At 73.6% G+C, this 15,349-nt stretch carries 12 protein-coding genes; 10 read left to right on the top strand and 2 right to left on the bottom strand.

What is annotated here, in order from left to right:
• Window positions 1-127 precede the first annotated feature (127 nt).
• The 4 genes from ABD347_RS15125 (at window position 128) to ABD347_RS15110 (ending at window position 3,709) form a co-directional block, all read left to right on the top strand.
• Window positions 128-1,639, top strand: a complete 1,512-nt coding sequence (locus ABD347_RS15125; RefSeq protein ID WP_344361185.1) for a flavin-containing monooxygenase — start codon at window positions 128-130, stop codon at window positions 1,637-1,639.
• Window positions 1,636-2,514, top strand: a complete 879-nt coding sequence (locus ABD347_RS15120; protein ID WP_344361184.1) for an alpha/beta fold hydrolase — start codon at window positions 1,636-1,638, stop codon at window positions 2,512-2,514. The genes ABD347_RS15125 and ABD347_RS15120 overlap by 4 nt, the downstream gene beginning before the upstream one ends.
• Window positions 2,511-3,407 (top strand): SDR family oxidoreductase, encoded by an 897-nt coding sequence (locus ABD347_RS15115; RefSeq protein WP_344361183.1) that lies wholly within the window; start codon window positions 2,511-2,513, stop codon window positions 3,405-3,407. The genes ABD347_RS15120 and ABD347_RS15115 overlap by 4 nt, the downstream gene beginning before the upstream one ends.
• A gap of 98 nt (window positions 3,408-3,505) precedes the next feature.
• Window positions 3,506-3,709: a hypothetical protein gene (locus ABD347_RS15110; protein ID WP_344361180.1), complete on the top strand. Its 204-nt coding sequence runs from the start codon at window positions 3,506-3,508 to the stop codon at window positions 3,707-3,709.
• 643 nt (window positions 3,710-4,352) lie between these two features.
• On the opposite strand, the gene ABD347_RS15105 is transcribed toward ABD347_RS15110, so the two are convergent.
• A complete protein-coding gene (locus ABD347_RS15105) occupies window positions 4,353-7,709 on the bottom strand; it encodes a S41 family peptidase (RefSeq protein WP_344361179.1) in 3,357 nt (1,118 codons plus the stop codon).
• Between the two features lie 162 nt (window positions 7,710-7,871).
• Between ABD347_RS15105 and ABD347_RS15100 the strand changes: the two genes are divergently transcribed.
• Both ABD347_RS15100 and ABD347_RS15095 read left to right on the top strand, forming a co-directional pair.
• Window positions 7,872-8,444, top strand: coding sequence for a TetR/AcrR family transcriptional regulator (locus ABD347_RS15100; protein WP_344361176.1), 573 nt, complete (start codon window positions 7,872-7,874; stop codon window positions 8,442-8,444).
• A 167-nt stretch (window positions 8,445-8,611) separates the two neighbouring features.
• Window positions 8,612-10,783 (top strand): MMPL family transporter, encoded by a 2,172-nt coding sequence (locus ABD347_RS15095; RefSeq protein WP_344361174.1) that lies wholly within the window; start codon window positions 8,612-8,614, stop codon window positions 10,781-10,783.
• 120 nt (window positions 10,784-10,903) lie between these two features.
• Here ABD347_RS15095 and ABD347_RS15090 read toward each other — a convergent pair whose 3' ends face one another.
• Window positions 10,904-11,260: an SsgA family sporulation/cell division regulator gene (locus tag ABD347_RS15090; RefSeq protein WP_344361172.1), complete on the bottom strand. Its 357-nt coding sequence runs from the start codon at window positions 11,258-11,260 to the stop codon at window positions 10,904-10,906.
• 159 nt (window positions 11,261-11,419) lie between these two features.
• Here ABD347_RS15090 and ABD347_RS15085 point away from each other — a divergent pair, with 159 nt between their 5' ends.
• Genes ABD347_RS15085 through ABD347_RS15070 form a run of 4 tightly spaced genes read left to right on the top strand, consistent with a single transcriptional unit; the run spans window position 11,420 to window position 15,244 of the window.
• A complete protein-coding gene (locus tag ABD347_RS15085) occupies window positions 11,420-12,508 on the top strand; it encodes an energy-coupling factor ABC transporter permease (RefSeq protein ID WP_344361171.1) in 1,089 nt (362 codons plus the stop codon).
• 1 nt (window position 12,509) lies between these two features.
• Complete coding sequence (gene cbiQ, locus ABD347_RS15080) at window positions 12,510-13,271, top strand: cobalt ECF transporter T component CbiQ (RefSeq protein WP_344361170.1); 762 nt, start codon at window positions 12,510-12,512, stop codon at window positions 13,269-13,271.
• Window positions 13,268-14,029: an energy-coupling factor ABC transporter ATP-binding protein gene (locus tag ABD347_RS15075; protein WP_344361168.1), complete on the top strand. Its 762-nt coding sequence runs from the start codon at window positions 13,268-13,270 to the stop codon at window positions 14,027-14,029. The genes cbiQ and ABD347_RS15075 overlap by 4 nt, the downstream gene beginning before the upstream one ends.
• Before the next feature lie 45 nt (window positions 14,030-14,074).
• Entirely contained in the window at window positions 14,075-15,244 is a 1,170-nt protein-coding gene (locus ABD347_RS15070) for a serine hydrolase domain-containing protein (protein WP_344361165.1), read from the top strand.
• The last annotated feature ends 105 nt before the right edge of the window (window positions 15,245-15,349 follow it).

The following is a 15,349-nucleotide window of genomic DNA, read 5'->3' as shown; positions in this document are numbered from 1 at the left end:
GTACCGCCGGTAACTTCCTTGGCCCTACCCCTACCGCTCGGTATGCGCCTGCTCTACTCTCCCAACAACCGTGCCAGTGATTGCTGGCAGAGTTTTGCGGATCTCGGATTTCCGATGCGGAGGCGGCATGAGCCAGCACGAGCATGTACGAGTGGCGGTGATCGGATCCGGATTCGGCGGCCTGGGCGCCGCCGTCCGGCTGCGCCGCGAGGGGATCACCGACTTCGTCGTCCTTGAGCGGGCCGACTCCGTCGGCGGCACCTGGCGCGACAACAGCTACCCCGGCTGCGCATGTGACGTACCGTCACATCTCTACTCGTTCTCGTTCGCGCCCAACCCCGACTGGCCGCGCACGTTCTCCGGGCAGCGGCACATCCGCGCCTACCTGGAGCACGTCACCGACACCTTCCGGCTGCGCCCGCACATCCGCCTCGACCACGAGGTGCTGATGATGCGCTGGGACAACGACGAACTCCGGTGGGAGATCGAGACCACCCGCGGGACGCTCACCGCCGACGTCGTGGTCTCCGCCACCGGCCCGCTGTCCGACCCCAGGATCCCGGACGTCCCCGGGCTGGCCTCCTTCGAGGAGGCGGGCGGCAAGGTCTTCCACTCGGCCCGCTGGGACCACGACTACGACCTGACCGGCAAGCGTGTCGCCATGATCGGCACCGGAGCCTCGGCCATCCAGATCGTGCCCGCGATCCAGCCGAAGGCCGGCAGGCTGACGCTCTTCCAGCGGACCCCGCCGTGGGTCATGCCCCGGATGGACCGCGCCATCAGCGGCGCCGAGCGGTGGCTGCACCGGCGACTGCCCATCACCGGGACGGCTCGGCGGGGCCTGCTGTGGGGCATCCGGGAGCTCCAGGTCAGCGCGTTCACCAAGCGGCCGAACGAACTGCGGCTGGTGGAGTCGATCGCCAAGGCCAACATGGCCAGGGCCATCAAGGACCCCGCCCTGCGCGCCAAGCTGACCCCGTCGTACCGGATCGGCTGCAAGCGGATCCTGCTGTCCAGCGAGTACTACCCGGCACTCGCGAAGCCCAACGTGGACGTCGTCGCCTCCGGGCTGGCGGAGGTGCGCGGCTCGACCGTCGTCGCCGCCGACGGGACGGAGGCGGAGGTCGACGCGATCATCTTCGGCACCGGTTTCCGCGTCACCGACATGCCGATCTCCGAACGGGTCGTGGGCGCCGACGGGATCACGCTCGCCGAGGCGTGGAAGGACGGCATGGAGTCGCTGCGCGGTGCGACCGCCGCGGGCTTCCCCAACTGGATGACGATCATCGGGCCCAACACGGGGCTCGGCAACTCGTCCATGATCCTCATGATCGAGTCCCAGCTGAACTACATGGCCGACTACCTGCGGCAGTTGAACCTGCTCGGTGAGCGGGCCGCACTGGCCGCCCGGCCGTCCGCGGTCGCCGCGTGGAACCGGCGCGTACAGGCCCGGATGGAGCGGACGGTGTGGAAGGCGGGCGGCTGCGACAGCTGGTACCTGGACGCCAACGGGCGCAACACCACGCTCTGGCCGGGCACGACGTCCGAGTTCCGGCGCGCCACGAAGGCGGTGGACCTGACGGAGTACGAGGTGGTCCGCGCCCGCTCGCTGGCCGGGTCGAAGGAGGCCGCGGCATGAAGGTCGTCCCCGCCGTCTCCGCCGACGGATCGACGCTGCACGTCGAGGTGTACGGGCCCGAGGGCGCCCCGGCGGTGGTGCTGTCCCACGGCTGGACCTGCTCGACGGAGTTCTGGGCCGCCCAGGTGCGGGACCTCGCCGACGACCACCGGGTGATCGTCTACGACCAGCGCGGCCATGGGCGCTCGCCCGCCGTGGGGCCGGCCGGTTACACCACCGACGCCCTCGCCGACGACCTGGAGGCCGTGCTGGCCGCCACGCTGGAGCCGGGCGAGAAGGCGGTGCTCGCCGGGCACTCCATGGGCGGCATGACGCTCATGGCGGCCGCCGGGCGACCGGGGCTGCGTGCCCACGCGGCGGCCGTCCTGCTGTGCAGTACGGGCTCCTCGCGGCTGGTCGCCGAGTCCCTGGTGCTGCCGCTGCGGGCCGGTCGGCTGCGGACCCGGCTGACCGGTGCCGTCCTGGGCGCCCGGGCGCCCCTCGGGCCGGTGACCCCCGTGTCGAAGGCCATCCTCAAGTACGCCACCATGGGCCCCGGTTCGGCGGCCGACCGGGTCGCTCAGTGCGCCCGGATCGTGCACGCCTGCCCGCGCGCGGTGCGGGTGGCGTGGTCGCGGGTGCTCGCCGGACTCGACGTGGAGTCGCGCGTCCGGGAGTTGACCGTACCGACGGCGGTGATCGTCGGCACGGCCGACCGGCTCACCCCGCCCGTACACGCGAGGGCCCTGGCCGCCGCGCTGCCCGAGTGCCTCGGGCTCGACGAACTGGCGGGTGTCGGGCACATGACGCCGGTCGAGGCGCCGGAGGCCGTGACGGCCCGGATACGCGGCCTGGTGACGACGTACGTCCGTACCGGACAGGAGGAGGTCGCATGAGCAGGGTGAGCCTGGAGGGGCAGGTGGCCGTCATCACGGGCGGCGCGCGCGGCGTCGGCGAACTGCTGGCGCGCAAGCTCTCCGCGCGGGGCGCGAAGATCGCCCTGCTCGGCCTGGAGCCGGAGCTGCTGAAGGAGGTCTCCGGGCGGCTGCACACCGAGAGCGACTGGTGGCACGTCGACGTCACCGACCACGAGGCGATGGCCCAGGTCGCGGGCGAGGTGAAGGAGCGCTTCGGCAAGGTGGACGTCGTCGTCGCCAACGCGGGCGTCGCGGCGGGCGGCCCGTTCGTCGACTCCGACCCGGTCGCGTGGCGGCGGGTCATCGAGGTCAACCTCATCGGCGGCGCGGTGACGGGGCGGGCCTTCCTGCCGGTGCTGACGGAGAGCCGGGGGTACTTCCTCCAGATCGCCTCGCTCGCGGCGATCACCCCCGCGCCGATGATGACCGCGTACTGCGCGTCCAAGTCGGGTGTGGAGGCGTTCGCGCACAGCCTGCGCGCCGAGGTCGGGTACAAGGGCGTGCGGGTCGGCGTCGGCTACCTGTCGTGGACCGACACGGACATGGTGCGTGGCGCCGACGAGGACGACGTGATGCGGGAGTTGCGGCAGCGGCTGCCGTGGCCGTCGAACCGGACGTACCCGCTCGGCCCGGCGGTCGACCGGATCGTCGCCGGCATCGAGCGGCGCTCGGCGCACGTGTACGCCCAGTGGTGGCTGCGGGGCATGCAGTCGATGCGCGGCTACCTGCCCGGGCTCATCGCGACGGTCGGACAGCGCGAGATGCGGCGCTTCGGGCCGAGGCTCGGGGGCGTGCGGAAGGGGCTGGTCGGAGCGGGTGGCGCGGCGGACGAGCAGGTGCGCACGGAGCGCGACCGATCCGTTACGCATTGATCGAAATGCGCGGTATGTCCGGGCGTGCCAGGCTGGTCGAGGCCGGGAACCGACGACGGTTCCCGGCACTCCCACACACCCTTTCAGGAGAAACCTCGATGGGTATCGCAGACCAGTTCCAGGACAAGGCGCAGGACATGAAGGACCAGGCCAAGCGGCGGGCCCAGGACGCGAAGCGCGAGGCGCAGGAGCGTACGCAGAAGGGCCAGCAGAAGAGCCGCCCGCCGCGTGACGAGCGCAGGCAGGGCGTGCAGGACGACATGCAGGCGACGCGCGGCCGGTCGGACCGGGGCGACGTCTGACGCCTCGCCTCGGCGGCAGTACGCAGGGCGCACCCGGGACGCCGGGTGCGCCCTCGCGCATGCCCGGGGGCGGGCCTGTCCGCGGGGCCCGCGCCACGGCCGGGCTCGGAGCTGCCGGGGCGGGCGCCCCGGCCTCGGTCCGCGCCTCGGCCCCGGGGCGGCGGGTGGTGGTGCGGCGGGACGTGGGCGCCCGGCCCCGGTCTGGGGCGGCGGGCGGTCGTCGGGAGGTGGGAGGCCCGGGTCTCGGCCGGGAGTGCCGGGTGGCGGGTGGTGGTGCGGCGGGTGCCGGGCGCCCCGGGTGCTGGTGCGGCGGGAGGCGGACGCCCCGGCCTCACATGCCGTGTGCCGGGCGGCGCGGCGGGCGGTAATGCGGTTCGGTCTGGAGGGGTGGTGGCACTCGGGCGCCGGCGCCGCTCTGAGCGGCGCGCGCACCGCGTAGGCCGGGGCCGCCGGGGCGGGCGGTGCTGCCCGCGCCCGTGCCCGGGCCGGGTGCGCGCCGGGCCTGGGCCGCGTACGGGGCGACCCGCGCCTTCGCCGCGTCCGTGCCGGGTGCGGCGGGGCGGCGAGGGCGGGTCCGGAGACCCGCCGTGGCGCGGTCCCGCACCGGGCCGGTCGCGGGGCGGGGCCCCGGGGTCCGCGGGCGTCAGCGGCCGGGGCGTGGGGGGAGCTTCGGGCGGGTGAGCGAGGGGACTTGGGAGTAGTCCGGGGGACGGGACGCCGGGTGGGTGGAGAGCAGGTCCAGCGCGACCTCCACCGCGTCCGAGAGCTGGCGGTGGCGGCCCTCCGCCCAGTCCAGCGGGGTGCGCGGGATCTCGATGTCCGGGGCCACCCCGTGGTTCTCGACGGACCACCCGTACTCGTCGAACCAGGCCGCGTTCATGGGTACGGTGATCACCGTGCCGTCGCCCAGCCGGTGGCGGCCCGTCATGCCGACGACTCCGCCCCAGGTGCGCTGCCCCACCACGGGCCCGAGGCCCAGGAGCTTGAACGCGGCCGTGATCATGTCGCCGTCCGACGCCGTGGCCTCGTCGGCGAGGGCGACGACCGGGCCGCGCGGGGCGCTCGAGGCGTACGAGACGGGCTGCGCCCCCCGCGTGAGGTCCCAGCCCAGGATCCTGCGGGAGAGCTTCTCGACGACGAGCTCGCTGATGTGCCCGCCCGCGTTGCCCCGGACGTCCACGATCAGAGCGGGCCGTGACACCTCCAGCCGCAGGTCCCGGTTGAACTGCGCCCAGCCCGAGCCGCCCATGTCCGGGATGTGCAGGTATCCGCACTTGCCGCCGCTCAGTTCCCGCACCACGTCGCGGCGCTTGGCGACCCAGTCCTGGTACCGCAGCGGCCGTTCGTCGACCAGCGGGACGACGGCGACGCGCCGGGGGCGGCCCTCACCCCCGTCGGGGCGGAACGTCAGCTCGACCGTCGTCCCGCCCGCCCCGGCCAGCAGCGGGTACGGCCCCGCCACGGGGTCCACCGGCCGGCCGTCCACGTGGGTGAGGACGGCGCCCTCCCGGATGCCCGTACCGGCCAGGGGTGAGCGCGCCTTGGAGTCGGACGACTCGCCCAGGAGGATCCGCTTCACCGTCCACCGGCCGTCCCGGCACACGAAGTTGGCGCCCAGCAGGCCCTGTGCCCGCTGGTAGTGCGGCGGGCCCTCGTTGCGGCGCGCGGGCGTGACGTACGCGTGGGAGGTGCCCAGCTCGCCGAGCACCTCCCGCAGCAGGTCGGCGAACTCGTCGGGCGTGGCCACCCGTTCGACCAGCGGGCGGTACTGGTCGAGGACGGCGTCCCAGTCGATGCCGCTCATCCCCGGGTCCCAGAAGTAGGCGCGGATGATCCGCCCCGCCTCTTCGTACGCCTGGCGCCACTCCGCGCCCGGGTCCACCTCGTGCAGGATCCGGCGGGAGTCGACGTACACCGTGCTGTCGCTGTCACCCGTCTCGGTCGCCGGAACGGCCCGCAGGTCGCCCTCGTCGAAGACGACGAGCCGTGTCCCGTCACCGCTCACGGCGTACCAGTCCAGGTGGTCGACGAGTTCGGTCCTGCGGGCCTTCGCGAGGTTGAAGTGTTCGAGCGTGGGCCGCCCGGAGGTGTCGGCGGGGTTGGCGAACGTCTCGCCCAGCGCGCCGGAGATCGGCCACCGCAGCCACACCAGGCCGCCGCCGCTCACCGGGTGCAGGGACGAGTACTTGGAGGCGGCGACCGGGAAGGGGGTCACCCGGTTCTCCAGCCCCTCGAACTCGACGACCACCGTCCCGTCGCCCTCCGCCGCCTCCTCCGTGAGGTCCAGGCCGCCCGCCGCCGGCCGCCCCTCGGGCGACAGCGCGAACGGGGACGGCGTGGTGGAGGCGAGGGGTACGAGGTGGGGGCGGCAGCCGAGCGGGAAGGACAGGTCCCCGGTGTGCACGTCGTACACCGGGTCGAAGCCCCGCCAGGAGAGGAAGGCGAGGTAGCGGCCGTCCCGGGTGAAGACGGGGCTCTCGTCCTCGAACCGCCCGTCGGTGACGTCGACGATCGTCCGGTCCTTGATCCGGGCGATCTTGATCTGCCGCAGTGACCGGCCGATCCCGGGGTGTGCCCAGGTCAGCCAGGCGCCGTCGGGGGAGAACGCCATGTCCCGGACGGGGCCGTTGATCGAGCGGGTCAGCTCCGTCAGCCCGTCCTCCGGACCACCCCCCGCACCACCTTCGGGGCCGCCCCCCGGCCCGAGCTCCGGCCCGCCCGCCGGTTCACCGCCCGGTGCCGCCGGCTCCTCCGGCGCCTCGGGCTCCTCCGAGACGTCCAGCAGCAGAAGTCGCCCGTCGTGCGACGCGATCGCCAGCCGCTCGCCCTCCGGGTCGGACACCATCTCCGTGACGTGGCCCAGCCGGCCCGCCGCGAGCCGCCTCGGCGCCCGGTCGCCGCTCACGCGCGGCAGGTGGGCCACCTCGACGGCCTCCTCGCCCTCGGCGTCGGTGACGTACGCGATCCGGCCGCTGCCGCCGAGCATCTCCGGCAGCCGCACCCGTACGCCCGGGGTGTCGGCGATCGTCCGGGCGGGCCCGTCCCGGTGGGTGAGCCAGTACAGGCTGCCGCGTACGGAGACGGCGCTGGCCCGGCCCGTCTCGTCCACCGACACGGCGTCCACGTTGTTCGCCGCCGGTGCCTGGTGCGTGCGCCGTCCGGCGCGCGGCCCGCCGAGCCGCACGGCCAGCCTGCGCGGCACCGAGTCCGGGGTCAGGTCGTCCACGATCCACAGGTCGCCCGCGCACTGGTAGACCACGCGGCGCCCGTCGGAGGAGGCGTGCCGGGCGTAGAAGTCGTCGTGGTCGGTGTGCCGCCGCAGGTCGCCGCCGTCCGGCAGGCAGGAGTAGAGGTTGCCGACGCCCTCGTGGTCGGAGAGGAACGCGATCCGGCCGCCCACGAACATCGCGCAGTCGAGGTGTCCCTCGATGTCGGGCAGCAGTCGCTCCCCGTGCAGCCACAGCCGCCCCGTCGCCCCGCCCCGGTACCGCTTCCACGCGGCCGGCTCGTGCGGCGGCTTGCCGGTCAGGAGCAGGGTGAGGTGCCGGCCGTCGACGTCCGCGACCGCGATGTCGGAGACCGGCCCCCAGGGCAGGCGCCCGCCGGGCGAGCCGTCGAGCGGGACCTTGTACGCCCAGGAGAAGTGCGAGAACGGCTGGCCGTGCGAGGCGACGGCGAGGATCTCGCCGTCCGGCGTCCACCCGCACACCCGGGTGTCGAGCGACCCCCAGTAGGTCAGCCGGCGCGCGGGCCCGCCGTCCACCGGTACCAGGTGGATCTCCGGGTCCAGACTGCGCCAGGTCGTGTACGCGATGTGCCGTCCGTCCGGCGAGAAGCGCGGGTGTCCGACGCGCGTCCGGTCGACCGTCACGCGCCAGGCACGGCCGGGCGGTTCACCGTCCGCGGCCAGGGGGGCGACCCACAGGTCGTCCTCGGCCGCGAAGCACAGCAGGCCGTCGTGGAGGTGGGGGTAGCGGAGGTATGCGCCGTCACTGCTCACACAGCCATGCTTTCCGCGCGGAGGGGGCCCGGCAACCCGATCACGGCAGTTGGTGAGGATCACCGTGACCGGGGACACGTACGAAACGGTTTCGTTTCGCAGAGGCCCTGGCGTACGGTCGAGGTGTACGAAACCGTTTCGTCTCGATGGGAGTCGTCAGGCATGGCACGTGGCAGGCTCACCCCGGAGCGCGAGGCCGAGCTCTACGAAGCCGTGCTCGACCTGCTCCGCGAGGTCGGGTACGACGCGCTCACCATGGACGCCGTCGCCGCCCGCACCCACTCCAGCAAGGCCACCCTCTACCGCCAGTGGGGGAGCAAGCCCGAGCTGGTCGCCCACGCCCTGCGGCACAACAAGCCGGTCCACATCGCCGAGATCGACACCGGCTCGCTGCGCGGCGACTTCCACGAGATGCTGGCGCGTTCCGACGACTGCCAGATGGAGAGGGACTCCGCGTTGATGCGGGGCCTCGCCCATGCCGTCCACGACAACCCCGACCTGCTCCAGGCGCTGCGCGACCTGCTCGTCGAACCCGAGATGACCGGGCTCGACGAGGTGCTGGGCCGCGCGGTGCGGCGCGGTGAGGTGAGCGTGGACAACCCGGCGCTCAAGCTCGTCCCGCACATGTTCATCGGTGCCTTCGTCGCCCGTCCCCTCATCGAGGACCGGCCGGTCGACCAGGCGTTCCTCACCGGTTACGTCGACGCCGTGGTCCTCCCCGCCCTGGGCGTCTGACGCTCCACCGCACCACCGGCGCCACCGCGTACGACGGGAACACCCAGCCCGGCGCACGAGCACCCGCACCACGCACCCGCACCACCCAGCAGCACCTGACACGTACCGCTCACGCTGTCGGGCCGACTCCCCATGTCCTTGTCCACCCATCACCGGGAGACGCCCCCGTGGCAACGTTCCTCTACCGACTCGGCCGGTCCGCCTTCCGGCACCGCCACTATGTAGCCCTGATATGGGTCGCGCTGCTGGCGCTCGCCGGCGTCGGAGCAGCCTCCGCGCCCGTCGCGACGTCCAGCTCCTTCTCCATACCGGGGACGGAGGCCCAGAAGGCCTTCGACCTCCTCGAAGAGCGCTTCCCGGCCGCCGGCGCCGACGGCGCCACCGCCCGCGTCGTCTTCAAGGCCCCCGACGGGCAGAAGATGACCGACCCGGCCAACAAGGCCACGGTCGGCGAGGCCGTCGGCGAGCTGAGGGCCGGCTCCGACCAGGTCGCCGACGTCACCGACCCGTACACCGTCCAGGCGGTCTCACGGGACGGCAGCACCGCCTACGCGCAGGTGTCCTACAAGGTCAACGGCATGGAGCTGACCGACGCGACCCGCGAGGCGCTGAAGGCCACCGGTGAGGAGGCCCGCGAGAGCGGGCTGACCGTCGAGATCGGCGGCGACGCGCTGCAGACCGTCCCGGAGACCGGCGCGGGCGAGATCATCGGTGTGATCGTCGCGGGCATCGTCCTCGTCATCACCTTCGGGTCGCTGGTCGCGGCCGGACTGCCGCTGCTCACCGCGATCATCGGCGTCGGCATCGGCGTCTCCACGATCACGGCGCTCGCGTCCGCCCTGGACCTCGGCTCCACCACCTCCACCCTCGCGATGATGATCGGCCTCGCGGTCGGGATCGACTACGCGCTGTTCATCGTCTCCCGCTACCGCGCCGAGCTCGCCGAGGGCCGCGAGCGGGAGGAAGCGGCCGGGCGGGCCGTCGGCACGGCCGGCTCCGCCGTCGTCTTCGCCGGTCTCACCGTGGTCATCGCCCTGGTCGGTCTGGCCGTCGTCAACATCCCGATGCTGACGAAGATGGGCTTCGCGGCGGCCGGCACGGTCCTGATCGCCGTCCTGATCGCCCTCACCCTCATCCCCGCGCTGCTCGGCTACGCCGGCCGGCGCGTGGTGGGCCGCAAGGCCCGCAAGGCCGCCGAGGGCGCGCCCGCCGAGACCAGGGCGAACCTGGGCACCCGCTGGGCCCGTTTCGTGCTGCGCCGCCCGGTCGCCGTCCTGCTCGTCGGCGTCATCGGCCTCGGTGCCGTCGCCGTACCGGCCGCCTCGCTGGAGATGGGTCTGCCCGACGACGGCGCCCAGCCCACCTCCACCACCCAGCGTCGCGCCTACGACCTGCTGTCGGAGGGCTTCGGACCCGGCTCCAACGGGCCGCTGATGGTCGTCGTCGACGGCGACAAGGCCGCCGCGGACCGTACCGTCACCGACATCAAGGGCCTGGACGGCGTCGCCGCCGTCACCCCCGCCACGCCCAACGAGGCGGGCGACACCTCGATCATCACCGTCGTGCCGAAGGACCGGCCCTCCTCCGTCGAGACGGAGAACCTGGTCCACTCGATCCGGGACACCACAGGCGACGACGTGCTGGTCACCGGCGCGACCGCGATGAACATCGACTTCTCGCAGAAGATGAACGACGCCCTGCTGCCCTACCTGGCGCTCGTCGTCGGCCTGGCCTTCCTGCTGCTGATGGTGGTCTTCCGGTCGGTGCTGGTGCCGCTCAAGGCCGCGCTCGGCTTCCTGCTGTCGGTGGTCGCCGCCCTCGGCGCGGTCGTGGCCGTCTTCCAGTGGGGCTGGCTCGGCTCCGTCTTCGGGGTGGAGCAGACCGGCCCGATCATGAGCATGATGCCGATCTTCATGGTGGGCGTCGTCTTCGGCCTGGCGATGGACTACGAGGTCTTCCTCGTCACCCGGATGCGTGAGGCGTACGTCCACGGGGAGCGGCCAGGCGAGGCGATCGTGACCGGCTTCCGGCACGGGGCCCGGGTCGTCACGGCCGCGGCCGTCATCATGATCGCCGTTTTCGCGGGCTTCATCGGTTCCAGCGAGCAGATGGTCAAGATGATCGGCTTCGGTCTCGCCGTCGCCGTCTTCTTCGACGCGTTCGTGGTCCGCATGGCGATCGTCCCGGCGGTGCTCGCCCTGCTCGGCCGCAAGGCCTGGTGGCTGCCGCGCTGGCTGGACCGCGCCCTGCCCAACGTGGACGTCGAGGGCGAGGGGCTGCGCGGGGAGCCGGCGGGCGACGCGTCCGAGGACGGCGGGCGGAAGCTCGTACGCGCCTGACACACCCGCCCCTGGGCGGCCGCTCGAGCGGAGGGCCGCCCCGGGCACGCGCCCTGACCGCGGTGGGGACGGCGGCGGGGCGCGGGCGTCACGCCGCCGCCGCGTCGTGCCCTCCCGGAGTCACCGGGTGACGGTCGACGTGGTGGCGGCGTACGTACGCCGGAGGAAGCGCAGCAGCGCCGAGGAGTCGAACTGCACCACGGCCACGCCCTCCGGCGCGTGGAACTCCACGATCGTCTGGACCCGGCCGCACGGCCAGACGCCGAAGTCGCCGTCCCGGGCGGGGGCGCGCAGACCGGTCTCCAGCAGGGTGCGCGGGAAGCTCCACTCGGTGCCGCCCGGGAAGCACAGCTGTACGACGGGCTCCGGGCCGGCCGGCCGGTAGCGCATCGCGACGGGAACGGGGCGGGAGAGAGGGCCGTCGGTCACGATCAGGGCCTTGGTGCGGACTACGACACCTTCCTCAGCGGGGTACATGGGCCGACTCCTCACACTCGCCTCGTTTGTCTCTAATGTCCCACCATTCCGTGGTCTGCGCCCGCCCCGCTTCTGTGATGTGGACGCTCTTGCAAGTCGTTCGCAGAAGGACCCATCATCAGAGCCGTCCCTTTCCGCCTGTCCGAAAGCGGTCCCCGCATGCATGTTCCCGACGGATTCATCAACGCGCCGGTCTCCGCCGCCGCCGGTCTCGTCGCCGCCGGTGCTGTCGCGGTCAGCCTGCGCGGAGCGCGGCGGGAGCTCGGAGGGACCTCCCGTGCCGAGGGCTACGCGGGCTACGAGGGGGAGCGGGCCGCGCCGCTCGCCGGACTGGTCGCGGCGTTCATCTTCGCCGTGCAGATGCTGAACTTCCCCGTGGCGGCCGGGACCAGCGGGCATCTGCTCGGCGGCGCGCTCGCCGCGATACTCGTCGGGCCCTGGACAGGGGTGCTGTGCATCGCGGTGGTCCTGCTGATGCAGGGCGTCCTGTTCGCCGACGGCGGGCTCACCGCGCTCGGCGTCAACATCACCGTCATGGGCGTGGTCACCGTCCTCGTCGCGTACGGGCTCTTCCGCGGCCTGGTCAAGGTCCTGCCCCGGTCACGCCGGTCGGTGACCGTCGCCTCCTTCGTCGCCTCGCTGGTGTCCGTACCGGCCGCGGCCGCCGCGTTCACCGCCGTCTACGCGATCGGCGGCACCACCGCCGTACCCGTCGGCAAGGTCCTCACCGCCATGGTGGGGGTCCACCTCCTGATCGGCGTCGGCGAGGCGCTGATCACGACCGCGACCGTCGGCGCCGTCATCGCCGTACGGCCCGACCTGGTGTACGGGGCACGCGGCCTGACCACGCCGCTGAAGCTGCGGGTGGGCGGCGAGCTGGTGGACGCGTCCCCCGCGCCCGTGGCGGCTCCGGCCGCCCGGTCCACCGGGAAGGTCTGGGCCACCGGCCTGGCCACCGCCCTCGTGCTGGCCGGGTTCGTCTCCTTCTACGCCTCCGCCAGCCCCGACGGCCTGGAGAAGGTCGCCGCCGACCAGGGCATCGACCGGAAGGCCGAGGAGCACGCCGCCGCCGACTCGCCGCTCGCCGACTACGGCGTCAGCGGCCTCACCGACGCCCGCCTGTCCGGGGGGCTGGCGGGCACCATCGGCGTCGGCGCGACCGTCCTGGCCGGCACGGGCGTCTTCTGGGCGGTACGCCGCCGCCGCGACGACGTCCGCACCGGCGTCCGCGCCGAGGAAACCGTCTGACGTGGGCGCCGGCCACGCGCACAAGCTCTACCGGCACGGGCACTCACCCGTGCACCGGCTGCCGCCGCACTGCAAGCTCGCCGCCGTCCTCGCCTTCGTCGTGGTCGTCGTCTCCACGCCGCGCGAGGCGGTGTGGGCCTTCGCGGCGTACGCCGTGCTGCTCGGCGCGGTCGCGGGTGCCGCCCGGGTACCGCCCGGTTTCGTGCTGCGGCGCCTGGTGATCGAGGTCCCGTTCGTCGCGTTCGCGTTCCTGATGCCGTTCGTCGTGCCCGGCGAGCAGACGCGGTTGCTCGGCGTCCACGTCTCCGTACCGGGCCTGTGGGACGCCTGGAACGTGCTGGCCAAGGGCACCCTGGGCGTCGCCACGTCGGTGCTCCTCGCCGCCACCACCGAACTGCGGGCCCTGCTGCTCGGCCTGCAACGGCTGAAGCTCCCGCCCCTCCTCGTCCAGATCGCCACCTTCATGGTCCGGTACGGCGACGTCGTCACCGGCGAGATGCGGCGCATGTCCGTCGCCCGCCGCTCACGCGGCTTCGAGGCGAAGGGTGTACGGCACTGGGGAGTGCTCGCGAAGTCGGCGGGTGCCCTGTTCATCCGCTCCTACGAACGCGGCGAACGCGTCCACCTGGCGATGGTGAGCCGCGGGTACACCGGCTCCATGCCGGTCATCGACGACGTGGGGGCCTCCCGGGCCCAGTGGTCCTCGGCCGCCGCCCTCCCCCTCACCGCCCTGCTCATCTGTCTGCTGGGATGGACCCTATGAGTCCGAACTTCGTCCCGTCGCTCGACGTCCGCGGCCTCGCGTACGCCTACCCCGACGGCCACCAGGCGCTCTTCGGCGTCGACCTCACCGTCGAGCGCGGCGAACGGGTCGCCCTCCTCGGCCCCAACGGCGCCGGCAAGACCACCCTCGTGCTCCACCTCAACGGCATCCTCACCGGCGGCGCCGGAACGGTGACCGTCGCCGGACTGCCCGTCGCGAAGGCCAACCTCGCGGAGATCCGCCGCCGGGTCGGCATCGTCTTCCAGGACCCCGACGACCAGCTGTTCATGCCGACCGTCCGCGAGGACGTCGCCTTCGGCCCGGCGGCGGCCGGACTGCGCGGCCCCGAGCTGGAGGCGGTCGTGCGCGAGGCGCTCGCCCGGGTCGGCATGGAGGAGTACGGCGACCGGCCACCGCACCACCTCTCCTTCGGCCAGCGGCGGCGGGTCGCGGTGGCGACCGTCCTCGCCATGGAACCCGAGATCGTCGTCCTCGACGAGCCCTCGTCCAACCTGGACCCGGCCTCCCGCCGCGAACTCGCCGACATCCTCCGCTCGCTGGACGTCACCGTCCTGATGGTCACCCACGACCTGCCGTACGCGCTCGAACTGTGCCCCCGGGCGGTCGTGCTCAGCGACGGCGTCATCGCGGCCGACGGCCCGACCGGCGACCTGCTCGCCGACGAGGAACTGATGCGCCGGCACCGGCTGGAGCTGCCCTTCGGCTTCGACCCGACCCGGAAGCCGGTCACCCGGTAGCGCGTTGCACCATGGGGTGACCGATCGCGTAAGGAGCGTGGGAGCGTGGACGTCCGGGACATCCGGGGCACGGTGCAGTCGGGTTTCGAGCCGGTCAGGGACGCGTTCCTGCGCAACTTCCAGCAGCGCGGCGAGCGCGGCGCCGCGGTCGCCGTCTACCGGGACGGCCGCAAGGTCGTCGACCTGTGGGCAGGCACGCGGGACGTCGACGGCACCGCCCCGTGGGCCGTGGACACCGCCCAGGTCGTCCGCTCGGCCACGAAGGGCGTCGCCGCCGCCGTACCCCTGCTGCTGCACCAGCGCGGGCAGCTCGACCTGGACGCCCCGGTCGGCACGTACTGGCCGGAGTACAAGGCGGCGGGCAAGGAGCGGACGCTCGTGCGCCACCTGCTGTCGCACCAGGCGGGAGTCCCGGCCCTGGACCGTCCGCTGACCCTGGCGGAGGCGGCCGACCTCTCCGTGGCGTCGGACGCCATCGCCGCCCAGGCGCCCGTGTGGGAGCCGGGCACCGACCACGGATACCACGCCCACACGTACGGCTTCCTGCTGAGCGCGCTGGTCCAGCGGGTCACCGGCCGCTCCATAGGACGCTGGGTCGCCGAGGAGATCGCCCGCCCGCTCGGCCTCGACCTGTGGATCGGCCTCCCCGCGGACGAGGCCCACCGGGCCGGCCGCGTCGGCCCGGTCGAGGAGCCCGCGGACGGCGGCGCGCTCAGGCTCCGCCCGAAGCGCTCGGTCGCCGACGCCTACGCCGACCCGTCCTCGCTCACGCGCCGCGCCTTCAGCGTCATCACCCCGTCCCCCGACGAGAACGACCCGGCCTACCGCGCGGCCGAACTGCCCGCCTCCGCGGGCATCTCCACCGCCCGCGCCCTCGCCCGCTTCTACGCGGCGACGCTCGGCCCCGTGGACGGCCACCGCCTCTTCGCGCCGGCGACCCTCGCGATGGCCCGCACCGAGGAGTCCGCCGGCCCCGACCGGGTCCTGGTGGTCTCCACCCGCTTCGGCCTCGGCCACATGCTCCACGGCCCCGCGTCCCCGCTGCTGTCCCCCGGCTCCTTCGGCCACCCCGGGCGGGGCGGCTCCCTGGGCTTCGCCGACCCCGCCTCGGGCGTCGCGCTCGGCTACGTCACCAACGGGATGCGCAAGGGCGTCACGGCGGACCCCAGGGCCCAGGCCCTGGTGCGGGCGGTCAGAACCGCCATAGGCGTGTAGACCGCGCCCGGGGGCGGCGGCGCGCGTGCGCGCGCCCCGCACGACCCGGCTCAGGCCGTGCGGGGCGCGCTTGTGCGGGAGGTCGTCCGAGGCGGCCCGGGGGCC

Origin of the sequence: Streptomyces gobitricini, assembly GCF_039532985.1 — a bacterium.
Taxonomy (GTDB): Bacteria; Actinomycetota; Actinomycetes; order Streptomycetales; family Streptomycetaceae; genus Streptomyces; species Streptomyces gobitricini.
The sequence above is the reverse complement of the archived record's forward strand: the minus strand, read 5'-3'. Positions and strand labels throughout refer to the sequence as shown.

What these genes read in the sequence shown, in the direction of transcription:
- ABD347_RS15085 (WP_344361171.1), top strand. Translation starts at nt 11,420, where the DNA reads ATGCATGTTCCCGACGGATTCATCAACGCGCCGGTCTCCGCCGCCGCC.
- ABD347_RS15110 (WP_344361180.1), top strand. Translation starts at nt 3,506, where the DNA reads ATGGGTATCGCAGACCAGTTCCAGGACAAGGCGCAGGACATGAAGGAC.
- ABD347_RS15100 (WP_344361176.1), top strand. Translation starts at nt 7,872, where the DNA reads ATGGCACGTGGCAGGCTCACCCCGGAGCGCGAGGCCGAGCTCTACGAA.
- ABD347_RS15120 (WP_344361184.1), top strand. Translation starts at nt 1,636, where the DNA reads ATGAAGGTCGTCCCCGCCGTCTCCGCCGACGGATCGACGCTGCACGTC.
- ABD347_RS15115 (WP_344361183.1), top strand. Translation starts at nt 2,511, where the DNA reads ATGAGCAGGGTGAGCCTGGAGGGGCAGGTGGCCGTCATCACGGGCGGC.
- ABD347_RS15075 (WP_344361168.1), top strand. Translation starts at nt 13,268, where the DNA reads ATGAGTCCGAACTTCGTCCCGTCGCTCGACGTCCGCGGCCTCGCGTAC.
- ABD347_RS15125 (WP_344361185.1), top strand. Translation starts at nt 128, where the DNA reads ATGAGCCAGCACGAGCATGTACGAGTGGCGGTGATCGGATCCGGATTC.
- ABD347_RS15090 (WP_344361172.1), bottom strand. Translation starts at nt 11,260, where the DNA reads ATGTACCCCGCTGAGGAAGGTGTCGTAGTCCGCACCAAGGCCCTGATC.